Below are 19,766 nucleotides of genomic sequence, written 5' to 3'. Positions count from 1 at the left end.
GGTCGCGCAGCGAGACGTTGAGGATCGTCTGCGGGCGCGGGCCGCGGGCCGGGAGCGCGCCGACATGCGGCGTGCCCGCGGTGGTGCCGAAGGCGACCAGCGGTGCGGAGGCCAGCACCTCGGCCGTGGAGGCGGCGATGGTGACGCCGAACTCGCCGACCTCGCGGCGGAGGACGTCCGCGAAGTGCTCGGCGCGCTCGCGGCTCAGGTCGAAGAGCACCAGCTCGCGCATCTCCGGAAAGACGACGCTCAGGAAGCGCGTCATCTCCAGCGAGATGGGGCCGCAGCCTACGATGCCCACGCGCGTCGCGTCCAGCCCCGCGTGCATGCGGCTGGCGGCGAGCGCGGCGCTGGCGGCGGTGCGGCGCGCGCTGATGAGCGACGCTTCCAGGATTGCGCGCGGCCGGCCCGTGTCTGCCGAGTTGAGGATGATGGTGGCCGACGCCCGCTCCTGGCCGGCGGCGAGGTTGCCGGGGAACGAGGCGATCCACTTCATCCCCGCAACGTGCAGCTTGCCGCCCACGAAGGCCGGCAGCGCGATGATGCGGCTGCGCTCGTCGTGCGGGAAGCGCAGGAAGGTGCTGTGCGGCAGCGCGCTGTCGCCCACGCCGTGCGCCACGTACGCGGCGGCAACCGCGTCGATCACGTCGCGCTCGCGGCCCTGCAGGAGGTCGCGGACTTCGTTGCCGCGCAGGAGGAGGATGCTGTTCAGGTCCACTGTACGGGCCCTTCCGTGTCTTGCCAGAGGTGAGATACGTCGCCGAAGCGGTGGAAGACCCACTCGTCGGAGAAGATGGTGTCCAGGTAGCGCTCGCCGCGGTCGCAGAACACGAGCACGCACGTCGAGTCGTCCGGCAGCTCGCCAGCCAGCCGTTCGAACGCGGTGTACACGCCGCCGGCCGAGCCGCCCGCCAGCAGCGCCTCGCGCCGCGCGAGCTGCCGGCAGCCGACCACGCAGTCCAGGTTGGTCACGTGCACGTGCCGGTACGCCAGGCCCGGCTGGAGGATGCCGGGCACCAGCCCCGCGCCCAGGCCGGGAATGATGCGCTCCGCCTTGGGCCCGCCGAAGAGCACGCTCCCCAGCGCGTCCACCGCAACGATGCGCGTGTCCATCTCCGCGCCCCGGATGTGCTCCGCGCAGCCGCGCAGGGTGCCGCAGGTGCTGGTGGCGCAGAACACGTAGTCCACCTCGCCGTCCAGTTCCGCCGCGATCTCGCGCATCGTCCCCTCGCGGTGCGACGCGGGGTTGGAGAGGTTGCCGAACTGGTCCGGCCAGAAGCTACTGGGAAACGAGTCCAGCAGCTCCCGCACGCGGGCGATGCGTGCGGGCAGGAACTCTCCCGTCGCCGGATCGGGATGCTCGACGACGCTGACCTCGGCGCCGTACGCGCGGAGGATCTGGATGTGCTGGCCGGTCGTCCGCGCGTCTACGATGCAGACGAAGCGCAGGCCAAGGTAGCGGCACGCCTGCGCCAGGCCGATGCCCATATTGCCGGAGCTGGACTCCACCACGACGGTGTCCGGCCGGATGGCGCCCGCCTCGATGCCCTGGCGGATGATGCTGAGCGCAGGCCGGTCCTTGGCGCTGCCGCCCGGGTTGTGGCCCTCCAGCTTGGCATAGACCTTCAGCCGTCCGCCCTGCGAGGCGCTGCTGAGCGAGACGAGCGGCGTGTGGCCGACCGCGGCGAGGATGCCCTCGTCCAGGTCGCGCGCGCCGGGCCGGCCGCCGCGCGCGGGCAGCAGCTCCAGGTCGCCGGGCAGCTCGAAGTACGGTTTCATGCGGGTTCCCGTGGGCGATGGGTCGGTGGCCGGCGTCGCGGCCTTGGCGGTGGCGGGGGTCACCTGGAGCCTCCGGTCTGCGGCCCCACCACGCACCACTCGAGGACGGCCATGGCGCTGTACAGCTTGTTCTCGGCTTGGCGGAAGGCGATGCTCTGCGGCCCGTCGAGCACCTCGGCGGAGACTTCCTCGCCGCGCACGGCGGGCAGGTCGTGCATGAACACGGTGCCGGCGGGCTTCGACGCGGCGGCCATGATCTGCGGCGTCACCGCGAACGGGGCGAAGACGTCGCGCCACTTCGGGTCCGGCTTGCTGCTGCCGGTGGTCTGCCAGCGCGTGGTGTAGACGGCGTCCACGCCTTTCGGGAGATGCGAGACGTCGTGGTGCTCCTCCACCGTGGCGCCGCTGGACGAGGCGGTGGCACGGGCGCGCTCCATCACCCGCGGGTCCACGCCGTAGCCGGGAGGGGTGAGCAGCGTGAGACGCGAGCCGGGCAGCTTGGCGAAGGCGAGCGCCAGGGCCGACGCGCTGTTGTTGCCCTCGCCCATGTAGACGAAGTCCAGCCCGTCCAGCCGCCCGAAGTGCTCCTTCAGCGTGGTCAGGTCGGCCAGCGCCTGGCTGGGATGCTCCAGGTCAGCCATGGCGTTGACCACGGCCATGCGGTCCTGCCCGGCCAGCACCTCCATCTCGCGCTGGTCCTCGGCGGTGCGGACGACCAGGGCGTCCAGGAAGCCGGAGAGGACGCGGGCGGTGTCCTCGATGGTCTCGCCGGTGTTGGTCTGCAGGTCCTGCGGGCCGTAGGCGATGGTCACGGCGCCCAGCTTGGCCGCGCCGATGGAGAACGAGGTGCGGGTGCGCGTGCTGGTCTTGCGGAACCAGACGCCCACGGCCTTGCCGCGGAGCGAGTCGATGCCGGCGCGGTGGCCGCGCATCTGGACGCCGCGGTCCACCAGGTACGCCATCTCTTCCGGGTCCAGCTCGCCCACCGAGATCAGGTGCCGAATTGCCATTGGGTGCGAAAATCCGTCGGGATGTGAAGGGCGGGTGGGGCGCGGCGGTCCGCCCTTCCGTCCGGGTTGCGTGAAGCCCGCGGTGGCGCGGCGGGCGGGTGGTTCTCGTTTCGGTCGATCGGCCGAGCTGAACTGCGTGTCCCGAATGCGGTTCGGGAGATGATTCGCTGCCGTGATTGCCCCCTCCCCCGGCCCCTCCCCCAAAACTGCCTGGGGGAGGGGGGTCGTGGCGGGTGAGGATCGTGCGTTACTGACTCGTATCTACTGATGCGGACGGGGGATGTGGGGCCGTCCAGCTGCTGATTGTGGGTGTCGTCAGGCGGCTTCGGACCAGCCTCCGGCGGGGAGGGCGGCGAAGGCGGCTTCGAGGGCGGACAGGGTCGGCCCGTCGAGGCGGAGGTCGGCGGCGCGGACGCTGCTTTCCACGCTCGCGACGCGGGACGCGCCGGGGATGGCGGCGAGCGTCGGGTTGCGGGCGAGGAGCCAGGCCAGAACCAGCTCCACCGGCGTGGCGGCGTGCTCGCGGGCGATGGGTGCGAGCGCGGCGCTGGCGCGGAGGAGGCCCACGCGGCGCGCGCCGCCCACCGGGCTGTGCGGGAGGAACGTGACGCCCTCTGCCACGCAGAGGGGCAGCAGGCCGGTGGTCTCGGCGCTGCGGTCCCACGGGTTATAGTGGTTCTGGACCGACGTGAGGCGGACGATGGGCAGCGCCTCGCGCACCTGCTCCACCGTCACGTTGGAGACGCCGACCGCGCGCACCTTGCCCTCTTCCAGCAGCCGCGCCAGCTCGCCGACGCTCTCGGCGAAGGGGACCGCCGGGTCCGGCGCGTGGAACTGGTAGAGGTCGATCGCATCCACCCGCAGCGCCTTGAGGCTGGCTTCGCAGGCGCGGCGCAGATACCACGGCCGGCCGTTCAACTCCATCCGCCGTCCCTGCCGCGCCACGCCGCCCTTCGTCGCCACGAGCACCTCGGTGGATGCGGCGCGGGCGTCGAGGGCTTCGCGCAGAAGCCGCTCGTTGTGGCCCATCTCCCCGGCGTGCAGGCAGTACGAGTCCGCCGTGTCGAAGAGCGTGATCCCCAGGTCCAGCGCCCGCCACACCACCTGGCGGGCCGCGGCACGCCCCGGCCGCCCCTCGAACGACAGCGGCAGCGCCCCCAGCCCGATACGCGAGATCTTCCGTCCGGTGCGGCCCAGCTCCACGTGCTGCATGCGTCTCCCGTATCCGTGCGAGATGAAGCTTCGGTTGATGATGGTGCGCCGTCGCCGGCCTGAATCGATCGAGCCACGGCTTACTGGCGGTTGAAACCGCGGCAACGACTGCGCAAAGTCCGCCTTCGCGGACTAACCCCAGAACCTCCCGTCGCGCCGATCCGTCCGCCCCGCTCCGAACCCCCAAACCCTCTCCCGCTTGCGGGGAGGGTGCGAGCCTAGGCGAGCGGGAGGGGGCGTCCCGGGGGCATCCCTACGCCGGCTGCTCCGCCCCCACTCGCGGCGTGCGGATCCGCGTGCCGCCAATGCCTCCGAGCGGCGCGCGGTACGAGTAGACGCGGAGGGGGACGTTCAGCTCGTGGGCGAGACGGGCGGCGCCGGGATGGACGACCTGCGCGCCTGCCTCCGCCAGCTCCAGCAGCTCGCGGTGCGTGAGCTCGGCGAAGCGGTGGGCCGCCGCGTCCAAGCGCGGGTCGGCGGCGTAGACCGCGTCCACGTCGGTGACGATGTGGCAGGGCGCGCGGCCCAGGGCGCCCGCGGCGGCGACGGCGCTGATGTCGGAGCCGCCGCGCTCCATCACCACCGTCTCGCCGTCGTGCCGCTGGCCGTGGAAGCCCGCGACGATGGGCACTACGCCCTCCGCCAGGAGCGCACGCAGCCGGTGCGGCCGCACCTCGCGGATGCGGCCGGCGCCGTACGGGCCTTCGACGAACACCCCGGCCTCGCCTCCCCCCAAGCCGACGGCGCGGACGCCGCGGGCGCAGAGGGCGGCGGCGAGAAGGCCGGACGACAGCGCCTCTCCCGTGGCCAGCGCGCGGTCGATCTCGCGCCCCCACTGCTCGGACCGGGGCGCGCCGCACACGCCGTGGGCCCAGCGGAGGATGCCGTCCGTGCGGTGCCCCATGGCGCTGACGACGACGACCACCGCGCGGCCGGCGCGCACGTGCGCCTCCACCCGGCGCGCGGCCAGGCGCATGCGCGACGGCGTGCCCAGCGACGTGCCGCCGAACTTGATCACCAGCGGCCGGGGCGCGCCGCCGTGGCCGCCGTCGAAGGCGTGGCTCACGCGCGGGCCGCCGCCGCGGCGCCGGGCTCGGCCGGGGAGCCGGCGAGGGCCTCCGCCAGCGCCGCTTCGATGAGGTCGAGGCCCAGGTCCAGCAGCGCCTCGGAGATGGTGAGCGGCGGCAGGATCTTCAGCACCTCGTCCGCCGGCCCCGCCGTCTCCACGATCACGCCGCGCTGGAACGCGCCGGCGGAAACCTGCCCGGCGAGCGACGGATCGTCGAACACGATGCCCTGGATCAACCCCCTGCCCCGCACCCGGCCGCCGGCGTCGGGATGCGCATCCGCCATCGCCTGGAGGCGGGCGCGGACGCGCTCGCCCTTCTCGGCCACGGAGCGCTCCAGCGTGTCGTCTTCCCAGCGCGAGAGCGCCGCCGTGGCGGTCACGAACGCCAGGTTGTTGCCGCGGAAGGTTCCGTTGTGCTCGCCCGGGCTCCACACGTCCAGATCCGGGCGGATGAGCACCAGCGCCATCGGCAGCCCGATGCCGCTGATGGACTTCGACAGGCAGACCAGGTCCGGGCGGATGCCGGCTTCCTCGAAGCTGAAGAAGGCGCCGGTGCGCCCGCATCCCACCTGGATGTCGTCGGCGATGAGCAGCACGCCGTGCTCGCGGCAAAGCGACTCCAGCCGCCGCAGCCAGGAAGCCGATGCGACCTTGACGCCGCCTTCGGCCTGCACCGTCTCCAGGATCACGGCGGCGGGCTTCTCGATGCCGCTGCCGGTGTTGGACAGCATGGCGTCGAAGTAGTCCAGCGTGTCCACGCCCGGCCCCATGTCGCCGTCGAAGGGCAGCGGCACGGTGTCGTGCAGCGGCACGCCGGCGCCGCGGCGCTTGGACGCGTTGCCGGTCACGGCCAGCGCGCCCAGCGTCATGCCGTGGTAGCCGTTGGCGAAGAAGCACACCGTCCGGCGCCCCGTGGCCTTGCGGGCGAGCTTGAGCGCGGCTTCCACGGCGTTGGTGCCCGTGGGCCCGGGGAACTGGACGCGGTACTCCATCCCCCGCGGCCGCAGGATCACGGCGGCGAAGCGCTCCAGGAAGTCGCGCTTGGCGACCGTGGCCATGTCCAGCCCGTGCAGCACGCCGTCGGCGGCCAGGTACTCGACCACCTTCTCCTTCAGGAAGGCGGGGTTGTGGCCGTAGTTCAGCGCCCCCGCGCCGGCGAAGAAGTCCACGTACTCGCGCCCGTCCTCGTCCGTCAGCAGCGCGCCGCTGCTGCGGGCGAAGACCACGGGGAAGGCGCGCACGTAGCTGCGCACGGCGGACTCCATCTCGTCGAAGGTTTCCAGCCCGCGGCGCGGCTCCAGCGCCGCCTCGTCCGTCGGCGCCGCGCGGGTCAGGCCGCGCAGCCCCTCCAGCGGGGTCCATTGGGTGTTCGGCATCTGCGGTTCTCTCGTTCGGTTGTGGCGCGCAGAGGAGGAGGGCTCCAGCCGGACGCGCCGTGTCGTGGGCAATTCCGTCGCGCGAGGGCGGATGCAGGGCGGGACGCCGGCCATCTGCCGGACCGGGCCCGCCGATCTGCCGTTGGCGCTCAGGCGGTGAGTGCGACCTCGCTTGCGTCGGCCAGCAGGCGGCCGCCGGTGTAGCCCGCGGGGTCGCCGTCGTACTGGATGACGCCGTCCGCTACGCGCACCAGGCGGTCGGCCACGCCGTAGTACTGGTCGTCGTGGCTGATCACGAGCACGGTCTTGCCGCGCGCCTTCAGCTCGGGCAGCAGGTGCAGGTAGAAGACTTCCTTGAACTGCGGGTCCTGGTCGGCCGCCCACTCGTCGAAGAGGTAGATGGGCCGGTCTTCCAGGTACGCGCCCAGCAGGGCGAGGCGCTTGCGCTGGCCCTGCGACAGGTCGGTGGTGCTCAGCTCGCCGTTCGCCACCTTGACCTTGTGCTGCAGGTGCAGCTTCTCCAGGTACTCGCCGGCCGCGCGGTCCAGGTCGGGCGAGTCCATCCCCATCAGGCTCTCGAAGAGGAAGAAGTCCGAGAAGACGGCGCTGAAGTGCTGGCGGTAGCGGTCGCGGCCGGCTTCGTCGATGACCTCGCCGTCCAGGCGGATCTCGCCACCCTCGGGACCGTAGATGCCGAGCAGGATCTTGGCGAGCGTGGTCTTGCCGCTGCCGTTGCCGCCCACGATGAACACCAGCTCGCCGGGCTGGAACGCCAGGTCGATGGGGCCCATCACGAAGTGCTCGTCATCGGCCTCGCGGCGGTACGTGTGCGTCACGCCGATCATCTCCAGCTCGCGCCAAGCCGCGCCGGGGCGGACGACCTCCGCCGGGGCCACGTCGGCGCCGCGGGAGCCGAGGTCCTGCGTGAGGTCGCCGATCTTCTTGATGGCGATGGCGGACTGCGCCAGCGTGGGCAGGCCGTTGTTCAGCGCCTCCATGGGCGTCCGCAGCATGAGCACGGTCAGCACGTAGGCCGAGAGCACCGAGTGGCTGACGGTGATGAAGTACGGCGCGGCGAACAGGATGAAGCCGATGGCGACGAAGAAGAGGATCTCGCTCCACGTGCCCAGCCAGGCCAGCGCCACGTCGCTGTGGCGGATCTCGCGGCGGTGGTCGCGCGAGACCTTGTCCAGGTCGGCCAGGAAGACCTCGCGCCGGCGGCTGTGCATCTTCAGCTCCTTCGTGCCTTCCGTGACGGCGCGGAAGCCCTGGAAGAGCTTGTCGTACAGCTCGCGGCCGACCACGATCTTGTCCACCGCCTTCTGCATGGCCCACTTGAAGGTGACCCAGCCGATGATGGTCAGCGCGAAGAGCAGGGGCAGGAGAGGCAGCGACAGCCAGCCCAGGTAGGCCACGAACCCGATGACCACGGCGGCGTTCATCACCAGCGTGGGGATGAGCACCATGGCCGAGGCGACCTGGCCCACGTCGGTGGAGAGGCCGGCCATGAGGCGCGCGCGGCCCAGCTCCTCCAGGTGCCGCATGGGCGTGGCGAGGATGCGGCGGCAGAGGTCCACCCGCAGCGCGTAGAAGCTGTGCTCGGTGAGCCGCAGCAGCAGGATCTGCGAGACGAGCCGCAGCGCCGGGCGGGCGACCACGAGGGCGAGGAATGCCCACATCATCACCGTGGACGCGGGGCCCTCGCCGGTGATGAGCGCGTTGATGACGGCCACCAGGGCGGCCATCGCCAGGCCGCTCGCCAGGCCGGTGACCATCACCCCCACCAGCGAGAGGCGCGACATCTTCACACTGCGCGACATTCCCAACAGGTAGGAAGCCAGCTTGATCATTTGCAGCATGACCGAATGAACTCCGTCAGGGGTTTCTTGCTCCAGGCAGGCGCGCCGGAGCGGCGGGCGTGCGGTCCTCGTTTTCGGTAGATGCCGTTCCGCCCGACCTCCGCCGGCACCGCATTCCAACACCATCGCGGGGGAAGGTGGCCCCCTCCCCCGGCCCCTCCCTGGGGGAGGGGAGACCAGAAGTGCGCGGGGTAGGCGGATACGCTTCGGAATCGCCTTATGGCCGCGAACGGGTAGGGGACGACCTGCGTGTCGGCCCGTGCCGCGGCGGCACGGTCGCCCGATTCCGCGCACCGTCGCGGCGGATGGGCGGGCGCACACGCAGGTGCGCCCTTACTAGGTGTTTACATCGTTTCGATCCACGGGCGGCGGCGGATCGGACTGCGTCGTGTTGCGTCTGCCCGGTCGCGGCGGGAAGGGTGCGGATGCGATGAATCGCACCCCTACGCGTCGGACCGGTTTCGCGGTGCTCAGACGGTCGCGAGGGCGTCGGCTTCCATGCGCTTGCGCAGGGAGAGGGGGCGCATGTCGGTCCAGACCTCCTCGATGTGGGCCAGGCACTCGGCCTTCGTGCCCCGCTTGCCCTCCGCCGTCCAGCCCTGGGGGATGTCGCGGTCAGCGAGCCAGATGCTGTACTGCTCTTCGTGGTTCGTCACGACCACGTACGGGCGCGTGTCTTCGGTGTCGCTGCTCATCTTCGTTAGCTCGTTTCGGTAGATGTGGGTCGGGCTTCGTGCTTCGGAATCGTTCAGCGCGCGGGCGCCGTCTCCAGCGCGTCCGCGTCGGCGAGGGCGCGGTCTAGTTCAGCGGCGAGGCCGGGAAGGTTCTCCGCCGCGAAGATGGTGTGGTGCGTGCCGCGGACGTCGATGACCTCCACCGGCTCGGGGCTCAGCTCGCCCCAGCCGTAGTCGCGCGTGGCGGCGGCCTGCTCGTACGCGGCGCGCATCTCGGCGAACGGCGTGTCCAGGTCCACCTCGTCCGCCCGGAACAGGGTGATTGGGACGGTGGCCGGGCGCATGACGTACTCGCGGACGCCCTGGCTGCGCGCCATTCGCAGGTCTAGGTAGCGGTCGATCTGGTCCGCGGGGATGTGCGCCGGCATCAGCGCCTGGGGCGTGGTGCCGGCGCGGGCGGCGATGAGCGCGACCTGCGCGAGTGCGTCGAGCGGCGCCAGCTCGGCGGCGGTGACGGTGGGGTTCCCGTCCGCATCCACCAGCACCGAGCCGTGGAAGAGCATGCTGGCGCGGAAGAGCACCGGGTCCAGCCGCGACAGCGCGGGCGTGGTGACCGGCAGGCGGCAGTCGAAGAGGAAGAGGCGCGCGACCTCCTGCCCCGCGCCCGCGGGCTGGCGCGCCATCTCGAACGCGACCAGGCCGCCGTACGACCAGCCGGCGAGGAGGTACGGGCCTTCCGGCTGGCGGGCGCGCAACGCGGTGACGTAGCGCGCCGCCATCTCCTCGATGCGTACCAGGGGCGCGCGACCCATCTCGAAGTCCAGTGCCTGGAGGCCGTACACGGGCCGCCCGGGCGCCATCTCCCGAACCATCCCGCGGTAGCAGAGCACCGTGCCCTCGCCCGGGTGCACGCAGAAGAGCGGCGCCGCGTCCCCTCCCTCGCGCAGGGCCACGAGGTGCGCGGGGGGCGTGGCGGGCACGTTGGCGTGGTCGATCATCGCCGCGATGCCGCGCACCGTCCCCGCGCCGATGAGCGCGGCGAGCGGCAGGCGCTTGCCGAACTGCTTCTGGATGCGCGACATGAGGCGCACGGCCAGGAACGAGTTGCCGCCCAGCTCGAAGAAGTCGTCCATCGCGCCCACGTCGGGCACGTTCAGGATCTCGCGCCACACCTCGGCCAGCGCGTGCTCGGCCGGGATGCGCAGGGGCGAGCGGTCGCGCGGCGCGGCGTCTTCCGACGCAGACGACGGCGACGGGAGGGCGCGGACGTCCAGCTTGCCGTTGGGCGTGAGCGGCATGCGCGGGATGCTCACGAACGCGGCAGGGACGAACGGCTCCGGAAGCCGCTCGCGCAGGTGGCGGCGCAGCTCGGCCGCGTCCGCCCGCTGGCCGCTGGCGGGGACGACGTACGCGATCAGCCGCGTCGATCCGTCCTCCACGTTCGGCACCACGCGCGCTGCGGAGACGGACGGGTGCGCGGCGAGCGCGGCTTCCACCTCGCCCGGCTCCACGCGGTGGCCGTTGACCTTGACCTGCCCGTCCGCGCGGCCCAGGAACTCCAGCCGCCCGTCCGCCCGCCAGCGGGCCAGGTCGCCCGTGCGGTACAGGCGTGCACCGGGCTGGGCGGAGAAGGCGTCGGGGACGAACTTCTCGGCCGTGAGCGCGGGCCGGTCCAGGTAGCCGCGGGCCAGCGAGCCGCCGCCCACGTGCACCTCGCCCGTAACGCCCGCCGGCACGGGGAGGCCGCGCGCGTCCAGCAGGTAGATGCGCGCGCCGGGCAGCGGACGGCCGAGCGGCGGCGCGCCCGCATCTTCCGCCCGCAGCTCGCCCGCGACCACGCCGACGGTGGTCTCGGTCGGCCCGTAGTGGTTGAAGATGCGGAGGCCGGGACGCGCGGCCCGGACGCGATCGATCAGCGCCGCGTCGCAGGCTTCGCCGCCCAGGACGAGGCGGAGGCGAGGCAGCGCGGCGGCGGCGTCCGGTGCATCGAGGAGCAGGCGCAGGTGCGACGGGACGACCTTGAGGCAGTGCACGCCGTGCTTCTCCGCATACTCCGCCCACGCGGCCGGGTCGGTCGCGACCTGCTCGGAGACGAGGTGCAGCGTGCCACCCAGACACAGCGCGGGATACAGCATCGTCGCGCCCAGGTCCGCCGCGAGGGTGGAGACGACGGCATAGCCCACGCGTTCGCGCAGGTCCAGCGCGGCCGTGGCGGCGCGGACGTAGCGGGCCAGCGCGCGGTGCTCGATCACCGTCCCCTTCGGCCGCCCCGTGGTGCCGGAGGTGTAGATGACGTACGCCGCGTTCGCGGGATGCACGGCGGATGCGGGCGCATCGGCCGACGCCGCGACCTGCTTCGCGTCAGCGTCGATGCGGACGACGCGGCAGTCCGAGCCGTCCGCGAGATGCGCGCGGGCCGCGTCCGTCATGAGCACGGCGGCACCGGAGTCGCGGAGCATGAACGCCACGCGCTCGGTGGGATAGGCGGCGTCGAGTGGGACGTAGGCGCCGCCCGCGCGGAGGGTCGCGAGCATCGCCACGACCGCATCGGCCGTGCGGTCCAGGAGGATGGCGACGCGCGTCTCCGGGCGGACGCCGAGGCCGTGGAGATGCCCGGCCAGCCGCTCCACACGCGCCGAGAGCTCCGCGTACGACAGCGTCTTGATGCCGCTGCGCAGCGCCGTCCGCTCCGGCGTCTTCAGCGCCTGCGCGGCGATGCGGACATCCACCCGCTCGTCTTCGCCGTCCAGCTCGCCAGACGTAGCGAGAACGCCCAGCACCTCCGCACGCTCCCGCTCGCCCATCACCGGCAGCGCATCAGCCGCTACGCTCGGGTCCACGGCGACGGCTTCCAGCACCGTCGCGGCCTGCTCGGCGAGGCGATTAGCCGCATCTTCCGACAGCGCGCCGGGATCGTACTGGAGATGCACGGCGGGCGACGCGCCGGACGTGATCAGCAGCGCGGCACGGAAGGGCTCGGGGGATGCGACGAGGTCCGTGACCGACCACTCGATGCCGCCCGCGCGGATCGTCTCCGGCAGCGCGTTCCACGCGAAGCCGAAGGCCGACACCGGCTCGCCCGCCGGGACGCCGTCGGCCGAGAAGGCATCCACCTGCGCGTTCGCGTCTCCGCAGGCGGCGGCGAGGGCGCGGGCGAGGGTTGCGGCGGGGATGCCGTCCGGGACCGCGCACTCCAGCGGGAGATGGCGGGCGAAGGGGCCCAGCGCGTCCTTCACCTCGTCGAACGAGCGGCCGGGGAAGGCGGCGGCGAACCGTACGTCGGCCTGGCCGTTGAGGCGGTGGAGAAGCGCGACCCAGCCCGCCATCGCCAGCGCATCGGCCGTGATGCCGAGGCTCGCGGCGGATGCTTCCAGCTGCGCGACGAGATCGGCGGACGCGGAGAGGCGGACGAGGCGCGGCGCGGACGGCCCCGTATCTCCCGAATTCTGGCGCTCGTGCGGCAGGCGAACGGCGGCGCGGGCGGCGGCGATGCGCTGCTTCCAGTACCGGCGCCCCTCCGCGGCATCGTCCGAGTCCAGGAACTCGTTCTGCCACTCGGACACGTCCACGAACTGGATGCCTTCCTCCGCCGCGTCATCACCACCGACGGCCGCGGCGTAGGCGGACGCGATTCGCGACGCGAGCAGGCCCATCGTCTCCGAATCCGCCAGCGCAGCGGGGACGACGAGGCGCAGCACGTGGTCATGATCCGCGAGACGGACGAGGGACGCGGAGACGAGCGGAGGCTGCGACGGGTCGGCCGCGAGGGCGAGCACTTCCCCGCCCCACGCCGCCAGCCGGGCATCCACCTCGGCGGAAGCAAATCCGCTCCAGTCCTCGTCCGCCGCCCACTCGGGCGCGCCGGTGCCGATCACCTGGAGCTGCGCGCCCGAGCGGGGCTCGCGCATGAGCCGGGTACGCAGCACCTCGGCGCCGTCCACGACCGCCGCGAGGGCGGAACGCAGCGCCGCCGCGTCCAGCCGGCCGCGCAGCCGCACCGCCGCGCCCGCGGCCTGGCCCAGCCCGCCGCGGGCCCCGGCCAGCGCCAGGAGCCGCCGCTGCTGCGGGGCCAGCCGGAATCCCTCGATCGCCTCTGCTTGCACTGAAGTCGCTCCTGCGGCCCCCCGGAATGCCGGGGGGCCCGTTGAAGAAAAGGAAAAGCTCAGCTTTCCAGCGTGGCGCCGTCCACCGGCTGCGTCATGCCCACGCGGATCTTCCGCTCGCCCTTGAACGGGGTGCGGGCGTGCGCCACGGCCATGTTGTCGATCATCAGCACGTCCTCCTTCTCCCAGGGGAAGGCGACCTCCACCCGGTCGTACGCGCCGCGGATGGCGGCCAGCGCCTCGGGCTCGATGGGGGTGCCGTCGCCGTAGAAGGTGTTGCGCGGCACGCCGTCCTCCCCGAAGGTCTCCACCAGCGCCTCGCTCACCTCGGCGTCCAGCGACGAGACGTGGAACAGGTGCGCCTGGTTGAACCACAGCGTCTTCCCGGTGACCGGGTGCTTCATCACGGCCTGGCAGACCTGGCGGGTGCGCAGGCGGTCGCCGCCCTTCCACTCGGTCTCGATGCCGTCGTGGCGGCAGAACTCCTCCACCACGGCGCGGTCGTCGGTGTTGAACACCTCCTGCCACGTCAGGTCCACGCCCTCGCCGTAGTTGCGGACGTACATGACCTTCTGGGCCGCGAACTTCTCGCGGATCGCGGCCGGGATGGCGTCGTAGACCTTCGCGCTGTCGGCGATGGGCGTCATGCCCCCCTCGGCGCTGGGAAGCTCGCAGTAGAAGAACAGCTTGAGCGGCCAGCTACGGCTGTAGCTGTGCTCGTTGTGCATGGGGATGAACTTGTCCGCCGGGTACTCGGTGGAGGTGTAGATCCCGTTGCCCACCTCGGTCCGCGGGGTGGAGCGGTAGGTGTACTTCTCCGGGTTGCCGCCGGTGGTGGTGACGAAGTTCCGGAACGCGTCCAGGCTGTCGACCTTGAAGCCGCGGAAGAGGATGGAGCCGTGCTCCGCCAGCTTCTCGTCGATCCACTTCAGCGCGCCGGCGGCCCACGCCACCAGCTCGGTGCCCTCCACCTCGGGGCGCACCACCAGCGGCAGCGTCTCGCCCGGCGTGAGCAGGCCGGTGCGGATGCCCGCCTCGCCGCCCAGCGTGACCGGCTTGCGCTCTACCCTGCCCAGCTTGCGGACCGTGGCGGCCCCGCCCTCGTTCGCGTTCTGCATTCGTGCTCTCTCTGGTTCGATGTCGAAAAGAAAAGGACTGACTTCCCGGCTCAGGACTCGATGGCGAACGCCCTGCGCTTGATTCCCTGCAGGTGGAGCCGGAAGCTCTCCGGCGCCTCCTTCCCCCCGGCGGCGGGCGCTGCCGCCCCGCCTCCGCACAGCTCCGCCAGCCCCGCCTCGGGCCGCTCCACGGCGCGCTCCAGCATGCCCGCCAGGCGGCGGAGGATGCCCAGCGCGGTGTCGCGCTCGAACAGATCGGCGTTGTAGCCCAGGTTAAGCACCAGCCGCCCGTCCCCCTCCTCTGCCGAGAGGCGGAGGTCGAACTTCACGGCGGGGTCGCCCACGTCCACGCCCTCCAGCTCCAGCCCGGCGATCTCCAGCGGTTGGCCGGGCACGGAGTAGTTGAACCACGCCTGGAAGACGGGGTTGCGGCTGGTGTCGCGCTTGCCCGGCAACGCCTCCACCACCTTCTCGAACGGCACGTCCTGGTGCGCGAACGCCTCCAGCGACGCCTTCCGCACCCGCCGCAGCAGCTCGCGGAACGTGGCCTCCTGGCCGAGGTCCACCCGTAGCGGCAGCGAGTTGAGGAAGAGGCCGATCACGTCGCCCAGCTCCGCGCGGTCGCGGTGGATGGCGACCGGGGCGCCGACGACGACGTCGTCCTGGTTCGACAGGTGGCCGAGCAGCCCGGACCAGGCGGCGAGCAGCGCCATGAACTGCGTGACGCCCTCGCGGCGGCCCAGCGCGCCCAGCGCCGCCGTCAGCTCGGTGGAGAGCACCACGCCCTCCGACGCGCCACGATACGTCTGTACGTCGGGACGCGGATGGTCGGTCGGGACCTCCAGCGGGCGGATGCCTTCCAGGCGCCGCACCCACCACGCGGTCTCTTCCGCCAGCGCGGCGTCGTCCAGGTGGCGGCGCTGCCAGGCGGCGAAGTCGGCGTACTGGACCGGAAGCTCGGGCAGCGGCGACGGCTGGCCGTCCGCGAAGGCGGCGTACAGCGTGGCCATCTCCCGCAGCAGCACGCCGGCGGACCAGCCGTCGTAGACCACGTGGTGCAGCGCGAGCACCGCCACGTGGTCGTCGTCCGCCGCGCGGATCAGCGCGGCGCGGACGAGCGGGCCAGTGTCGAGGTCGAACGGCGCCCACGCGATCTCCCTCGCCGCGTCCGCCAGGCACGCGTCGCGCTCGGCCTCCGGCACGTGGCCGAGGTCGATGAGCGGTACGTCTATGGCGAGATGGGCGGAGATGGACTGCCGCGGCTCGCCGTCCACCGTGGGGAAGGCGGTGCGGAGGACTTCGTGGCGGCGTACGACCTCGTTCACGGCGGCGCGCCACGCGTCCGCGTCCAGCCGCCCGCGCATGCGGAAGACGTGCGGGATGGTGTGCGCGGGCGAGTCCGGGTCCAGCAGGTGCGCGAACCAGATGCGCTGCTGCCCGAAGCTGAGCGGCATCTCCCCGGCGCGGTCGATGGCGACGATGGGCTCGGCCGGTGCGGAGGCGGAGGAGGAGAGCGACATCTCGACGACGCCCGCGAGGCCCGCCACGGTGCCCGCGCCGAGAAGGCTCTCGACCGAGATGGAGACGCCGAACGCCTTGCGGACGCGCGCGGCGGTGAGGATGGCGCGGATGGAGTCGCCGCCGAGCGCGAAGAAGTCGTCGTACACGCCGACCGCTGGGACCTTGAGCACCGCGCTCCAGATCTCCGCCAGCTTCTCCTCGATCTCCGACCGCGGCGTGACGGTCGCCTCCGCTTCGGCCGCCACGGCGTCGGGCGCGGGGAGGGCGCGGCGGTCGAGCTTGCCGTTCGCGGTGAGCGGCAGCGCGGCAAGGGCGACGAAGCGGCTGGGGACCATGTACGCCGGGAGATGGTCTTCCACCCACTTCCGCAGCTCCGCCTCGGGCGCCGGCTGGCCTTCGGCCGCGACGACGTAGGCGGCGAGCTGCACGTCTCCGCCCTCGCCGCGGGCGGTGACGGCGGCCTGGGCGACGGCCGGGTGGGCGCGCAGCAGCGTCTCCACCTCGCCTGGCTCCACGCGGTAGCCGCGCACCTTCACCTGCGCGTCGGCGCGACCGGCGAACTCCAGCCGCCCATCCTCCAGCCGCCGCGCCACGTCCCCGGTGCGGTACATCCGCGCGCCTGGGACCGAGGAGAACGCGTCGGGCAGGAAGCGCTGGGCGGTGAGCGACGCGCGGCCGGGATAGCCGCGGGCGACGACCGGCCCGCCGACGTACACCTCGCCCGGCGTGCCCGCGGGCACCGGCTGCCCGTGCGCGTCCAGCAGGTAGATGCGTGCGTGGCCGAGCGGCTTCCCGAGCGGCGGCGCGGCGGGACGGGCGCGGGATGCTGGCTCCAGCTCGCCCGCCACGACGCCGACGGTGGTCTCGGTCGGCCCGTAGTGGTTGAGCACGCGGCAGCCGGGAACGTGCGCCCGGACGGAATCCGCCAGCGCCCAGTCCGCCCGGTCGCCGCCCAGGACCAGCGCATGCCGCGGCAGCAGCTCTGCCGGCCGCTCGTGCGAGAGCAGCGCGCGGAGGTGCGAGGGCACGATCTTCAGCACGTCGAGCGGCTTGCCCGCCAGCCCGGCCCCGAGCGCGGACGGGTCGGTCGCCTCGGCGTCGGAGAGGACGCGGAGGGTGCCGCCGGTGGCGAGCGCCGGGAAGAGCACCGTGTTGCCCAGGTCCGCCGCGAAGGTGGACGCCAGCCCGTGCCGCATCCCCGCTTCCGGACGGACGAGGTCGATGGCCGCGGCCGCGTAGTGCATCACCTGCCCGTGCTCCACCGCGACGCCCTTCGGACGCCCCGTGGTGCCGGAGGTGTAGACGACGTAGGCGAGCGCGGACGGATCGAAATCCGCCCTCCGTCCCTCATCCACCGAAAGCGGAGTGCCGTCGAGAGATGCGAGCGCGTCCGCGTCCCCGTCCAGCGACACGACGGGGATGCCGGCGGATGCGACGCGGTCGCGCCAGCGGTCCAGCGTGACCACGGCGGAGGCGCCGGAGTCGCGGAGGACGAAGGCGAGACGGTCCGCCGGATACGTGGGATCGAGCGGGACGTACGCGGCGCCGGCCTTCCACGCGGCGAGCACGGCGGGGACGATCTCCGGCACGCGGTCCATGCAGATCGCGACGCGGCTCTCCGCGCCGATCCCCATCTCCCGGAGCCTGCGGGCCAGCCGGTTCGCCGCCGCATCCACCTCGCCGTAGCTCAGCGACGACGCGGCGGATTCGACGCACGGGGCGTCCGGCGTGCGCTGCGTCCAATCCTCGAATGCGCGGTGGACGGGCTGCGCGAGCGGCGGCACCGCATCTCCCGAAGCACTCGCGAGGAAGGCGGAGCGCTCGGCGACGGAGAGGGGCGAGAACGACTCGTACCGCCCCTCGGGGTCCGCGGCGATGGCGCGCAGCACGCGGCGGTACGCGGCGGCGATGGCGCGGATGCGCTCGTCGCCCAGCAGCCAGCGGTCTCCCTCCACGGTGATGCCGATGCGGGTGTCGTCGCCCGGCACGTGCTGGAACGAGGTCATGATGGCGAAGTTGGTCTCCTCCACCACCGCGCTGGTCGCCAGCACCTCCATGGGGCTGCTGCGAACGTGGTCGGCGACCACGTGGAAGTTCAGGTACACGAACGAGGCGTCGAACAGCGTGCGCCCGCCCGCCCCGGCCTGGATGGCGCTGAGCGGGTAGCGCCGGTGCGGCATGACCGCCAGCTCGCTCTCGTGCACGCGGCGGATGAGGTCGTTCCAGGTGCCGCCGGACAGCTCGGCACGCAGCGGCACGGTGTTGAGGAAGAGGCCGGCCACCTTGTCGCCGTCACCGGTCTCCGGCCGCCCGTTGGTGGAGAGGCCGGTGGCGATGTCCTCGCGCCCGGTGAAGTGGGCGAGCACGCGCAGGTGCGCCGCCAGCAGCACGCTCTTGAGCGGCACCGCCTGGCGCCGCGCGACCTTGCGGAGCTGCGCCACCAGCGAGCGGCGGAGCAGCCGGTCGACCTTCGCGATGCGGCCGCCTTCGCGCACCGGCTCGGTCCCGGGGGCCACGAGGGGCGACGGCTCGAAGCCGTCCACCTGCTGGTTCCAGAACTCCTTCGCCTCGGCCGAGGCGAGGGTGCGGCGCTCCAGGGCGATGAAGTCGCGGAAGGCGGTTCGCAGCGCCGGAAGCTCCGGCAGCCCGCCACCCGCGAGCAGGGCGAAGTACGCCGCCAGCGCGTCGGCCAGCACGGTGTGCAGGCTCCAGCCGTCGGAGACGGCGTGGTTCTCGACCAGCGTGAACTGCACCGTCTCGTCGGTCAGCCGGTGCACGTGGAAGCGCATCTGCGGCGGCACGGGGAGGTCGAAGGCGCGGTCCTGCTCGGCCAGCCAGTACGCCTTCAGGTGCGCCTGCTGCTCATCTCCGGAGATGTCCCGCAGGTCCGTCACCTCCAGCGGCGAGGACGAGGCGGCGTAGACGACCTGCATGGGCTCGGAGAACGACGAGAGGTCGAAACCCGTGCGCAGGTTGGGATGGCGATCCACGGTGTGCATCACCGCCCGCTCCATGGCCTCGCCGTCGAACGGGAGGCGGAGGAGGAAGCTGGTGAGGCCGTGGTAGAGCGGTGCGTCGGCGTTCTTCTCCTGGTGGTACAGCATGCCCAGCTGCGTGCGCGACAGCGGATACGCGTCCACCGCGCCCTCCGGCATCCGCGCCCGGTCCTCGTCGCCGATCAGCGAGAACGGCTGCGTGTGGATCTCCACGTCCTGGCCCAGGCGGTCCGCTTCGAGGGCCGATGCGAGGCCGGCGACGGTGGGGTTGCGGAAGACCTGGCGGATGGAGACGTGCAGCCCCCGCTCCCGCGCCATCGCGGCGATACGCAGCGAGAGGATGGAGTCGCCGCCCAGCGCGAAGAAGTTGTCGTGCACGCCCACCTGCTCGATGCCCAGCACGCTGCCCCAGATGGTGGCGAGCGTGTCTTCCACCACGTTGTGCGGCGCCGTGTACGCCTCTTCCACCCCGGCGCGCTCCGGCCCCGGCTCCGGCAGGGCGCGGCGGTCCAGCTTGCCGCTGGGGGTGAGCGGCAGCGCGTCCATGGGCACGAACGCCGCGGGCACCATGTGCTCCGGCAGCCGCGACGACAGGTGCGCGCGCAGGTCCGCCGCAGCCGGCTGCTCGTCTCCCTGCTTGACGACGTAGGCCACGAGGCGCACGCCGCCGGGCCCGTCCGTCCGCGCCAGCACCGCGGCCTCGCGGACCTGGGGATGCGACGCGACGGCGGCCTCGATCTCGCCCAGCTCGATGCGGAAGCCGCGCACCTTCACCTGGTGGTCCAGGCGGCCCAGGAACTCCACCACGCCATCGTCGCGGCGGCGGGCCAGGTCGCCCGTGCGGTACATCCGCGCGCCGGGCGTGGCGGAGAACGGATCGGGCACGAAGCGCTCGGCCGTCATGGCGGGGCGCGCGAGGTAGCCGCGGCCCACCTGCACGCCGGCGATGCACAGCTCGCCCGGGAAGCCCGCGGGCACCGGCTGGCCGTCCGCGCCGACGACGTGGACGGCCGTGTTCGCGACCGGGCGGCCGATGGGCACGGTCGCGC

At 72.7% G+C, this 19,766-nt stretch carries 11 protein-coding genes; all 11 read right to left on the bottom strand.

Annotated elements, in window-relative coordinates:
* On the bottom strand, nucleotides 1–718 hold a 718-nt coding region (locus VFE05_16350), incomplete at its 3' end, for a hypothetical protein (GenBank protein ID HET6231646.1).
* Nucleotides 709–1,842 (bottom strand): 2,3-diaminopropionate biosynthesis protein SbnA, encoded by a 1,134-nt coding sequence (gene sbnA, locus VFE05_16345; GenBank protein ID HET6231645.1) that lies wholly within the window; start codon nucleotides 1,840–1,842, stop codon nucleotides 709–711. The genes VFE05_16350 and sbnA, both read right to left, overlap by 10 nt.
* Nucleotides 1,839–2,789 (bottom strand): hypothetical protein, encoded by a 951-nt coding sequence (locus VFE05_16340; GenBank protein ID HET6231644.1) that lies wholly within the window; start codon nucleotides 2,787–2,789, stop codon nucleotides 1,839–1,841. The genes sbnA and VFE05_16340 overlap by 4 nt, the downstream gene beginning before the upstream one ends.
* A gap of 315 nt (nucleotides 2,790–3,104) precedes the next feature.
* Nucleotides 3,105–4,001 carry an aldo/keto reductase gene (locus VFE05_16335; protein ID HET6231643.1) on the bottom strand — a complete coding sequence of 299 codons (897 nt, stop codon included), beginning with the start codon at nucleotides 3,999–4,001 and terminating at the stop codon, nucleotides 3,105–3,107.
* A gap of 253 nt (nucleotides 4,002–4,254) precedes the next feature.
* Nucleotides 4,255–5,067, bottom strand: coding sequence for a hypothetical protein (locus VFE05_16330; GenBank protein HET6231642.1), 813 nt, complete (start codon nucleotides 5,065–5,067; stop codon nucleotides 4,255–4,257).
* Nucleotides 5,064–6,446: a diaminobutyrate--2-oxoglutarate transaminase gene (gene ectB, locus VFE05_16325; GenBank protein ID HET6231641.1), complete on the bottom strand. Its 1,383-nt coding sequence runs from the start codon at nucleotides 6,444–6,446 to the stop codon at nucleotides 5,064–5,066. Before ectB ends, VFE05_16330 begins: the two co-directional genes overlap by 4 nt.
* Nucleotides 6,447–6,595: 149 nt before the next feature.
* Nucleotides 6,596–8,305, bottom strand: coding sequence for a cyclic peptide export ABC transporter (locus VFE05_16320; GenBank protein HET6231640.1), 1,710 nt, complete (start codon nucleotides 8,303–8,305; stop codon nucleotides 6,596–6,598).
* Nucleotides 8,306–8,775: 470 nt separating this feature from the next.
* Nucleotides 8,776–9,000, bottom strand: a complete 225-nt coding sequence (locus tag VFE05_16315) for an MbtH family NRPS accessory protein (protein HET6231639.1) — start codon at nucleotides 8,998–9,000, stop codon at nucleotides 8,776–8,778.
* Nucleotides 9,001–9,053: 53 nt separating this feature from the next.
* Nucleotides 9,054–13,082 (bottom strand): amino acid adenylation domain-containing protein, encoded by a 4,029-nt coding sequence (locus VFE05_16310; protein ID HET6231638.1) that lies wholly within the window; start codon nucleotides 13,080–13,082, stop codon nucleotides 9,054–9,056.
* 59 nt (nucleotides 13,083–13,141) lie between these two features.
* Entirely contained in the window at nucleotides 13,142–14,200 is a 1,059-nt protein-coding gene (locus VFE05_16305; protein HET6231637.1) for a TauD/TfdA family dioxygenase, read from the bottom strand.
* 50 nt (nucleotides 14,201–14,250) lie between these two features.
* Nucleotides 14,251–19,758, bottom strand: a complete 5,508-nt coding sequence (locus tag VFE05_16300; protein ID HET6231636.1) for an amino acid adenylation domain-containing protein — start codon at nucleotides 19,756–19,758, stop codon at nucleotides 14,251–14,253.
* Nucleotides 19,759–19,766: the final 8 nt, after the last annotated feature.

Source organism: Longimicrobiaceae bacterium (assembly GCA_035696245.1).
Taxonomy (GTDB): domain Bacteria; phylum Gemmatimonadota; class Gemmatimonadetes; order Longimicrobiales; family Longimicrobiaceae; genus DASRQW01.
This window is presented reverse-complemented; position numbering and strand designations above follow the sequence as displayed.

What these genes read in the sequence shown, in the direction of transcription:
- VFE05_16305 (HET6231637.1), bottom strand. Translation starts at nt 14,200, where the DNA reads ATGCAGAACGCGAACGAGGGCGGGGCCGCCACGGTCCGCAAGCTGGGC.
- VFE05_16320 (HET6231640.1), bottom strand. Translation starts at nt 8,305, where the DNA reads ATGCTGCAAATGATCAAGCTGGCTTCCTACCTGTTGGGAATGTCGCGC.
- ectB (HET6231641.1), bottom strand. Translation starts at nt 6,446, where the DNA reads ATGCCGAACACCCAATGGACCCCGCTGGAGGGGCTGCGCGGCCTGACC.
- VFE05_16315 (HET6231639.1), bottom strand. Translation starts at nt 9,000, where the DNA reads ATGAGCAGCGACACCGAAGACACGCGCCCGTACGTGGTCGTGACGAAC.
- VFE05_16340 (HET6231644.1), bottom strand. Translation starts at nt 2,789, where the DNA reads ATGGCAATTCGGCACCTGATCTCGGTGGGCGAGCTGGACCCGGAAGAG.
- VFE05_16335 (HET6231643.1), bottom strand. Translation starts at nt 4,001, where the DNA reads ATGCAGCACGTGGAGCTGGGCCGCACCGGACGGAAGATCTCGCGTATC.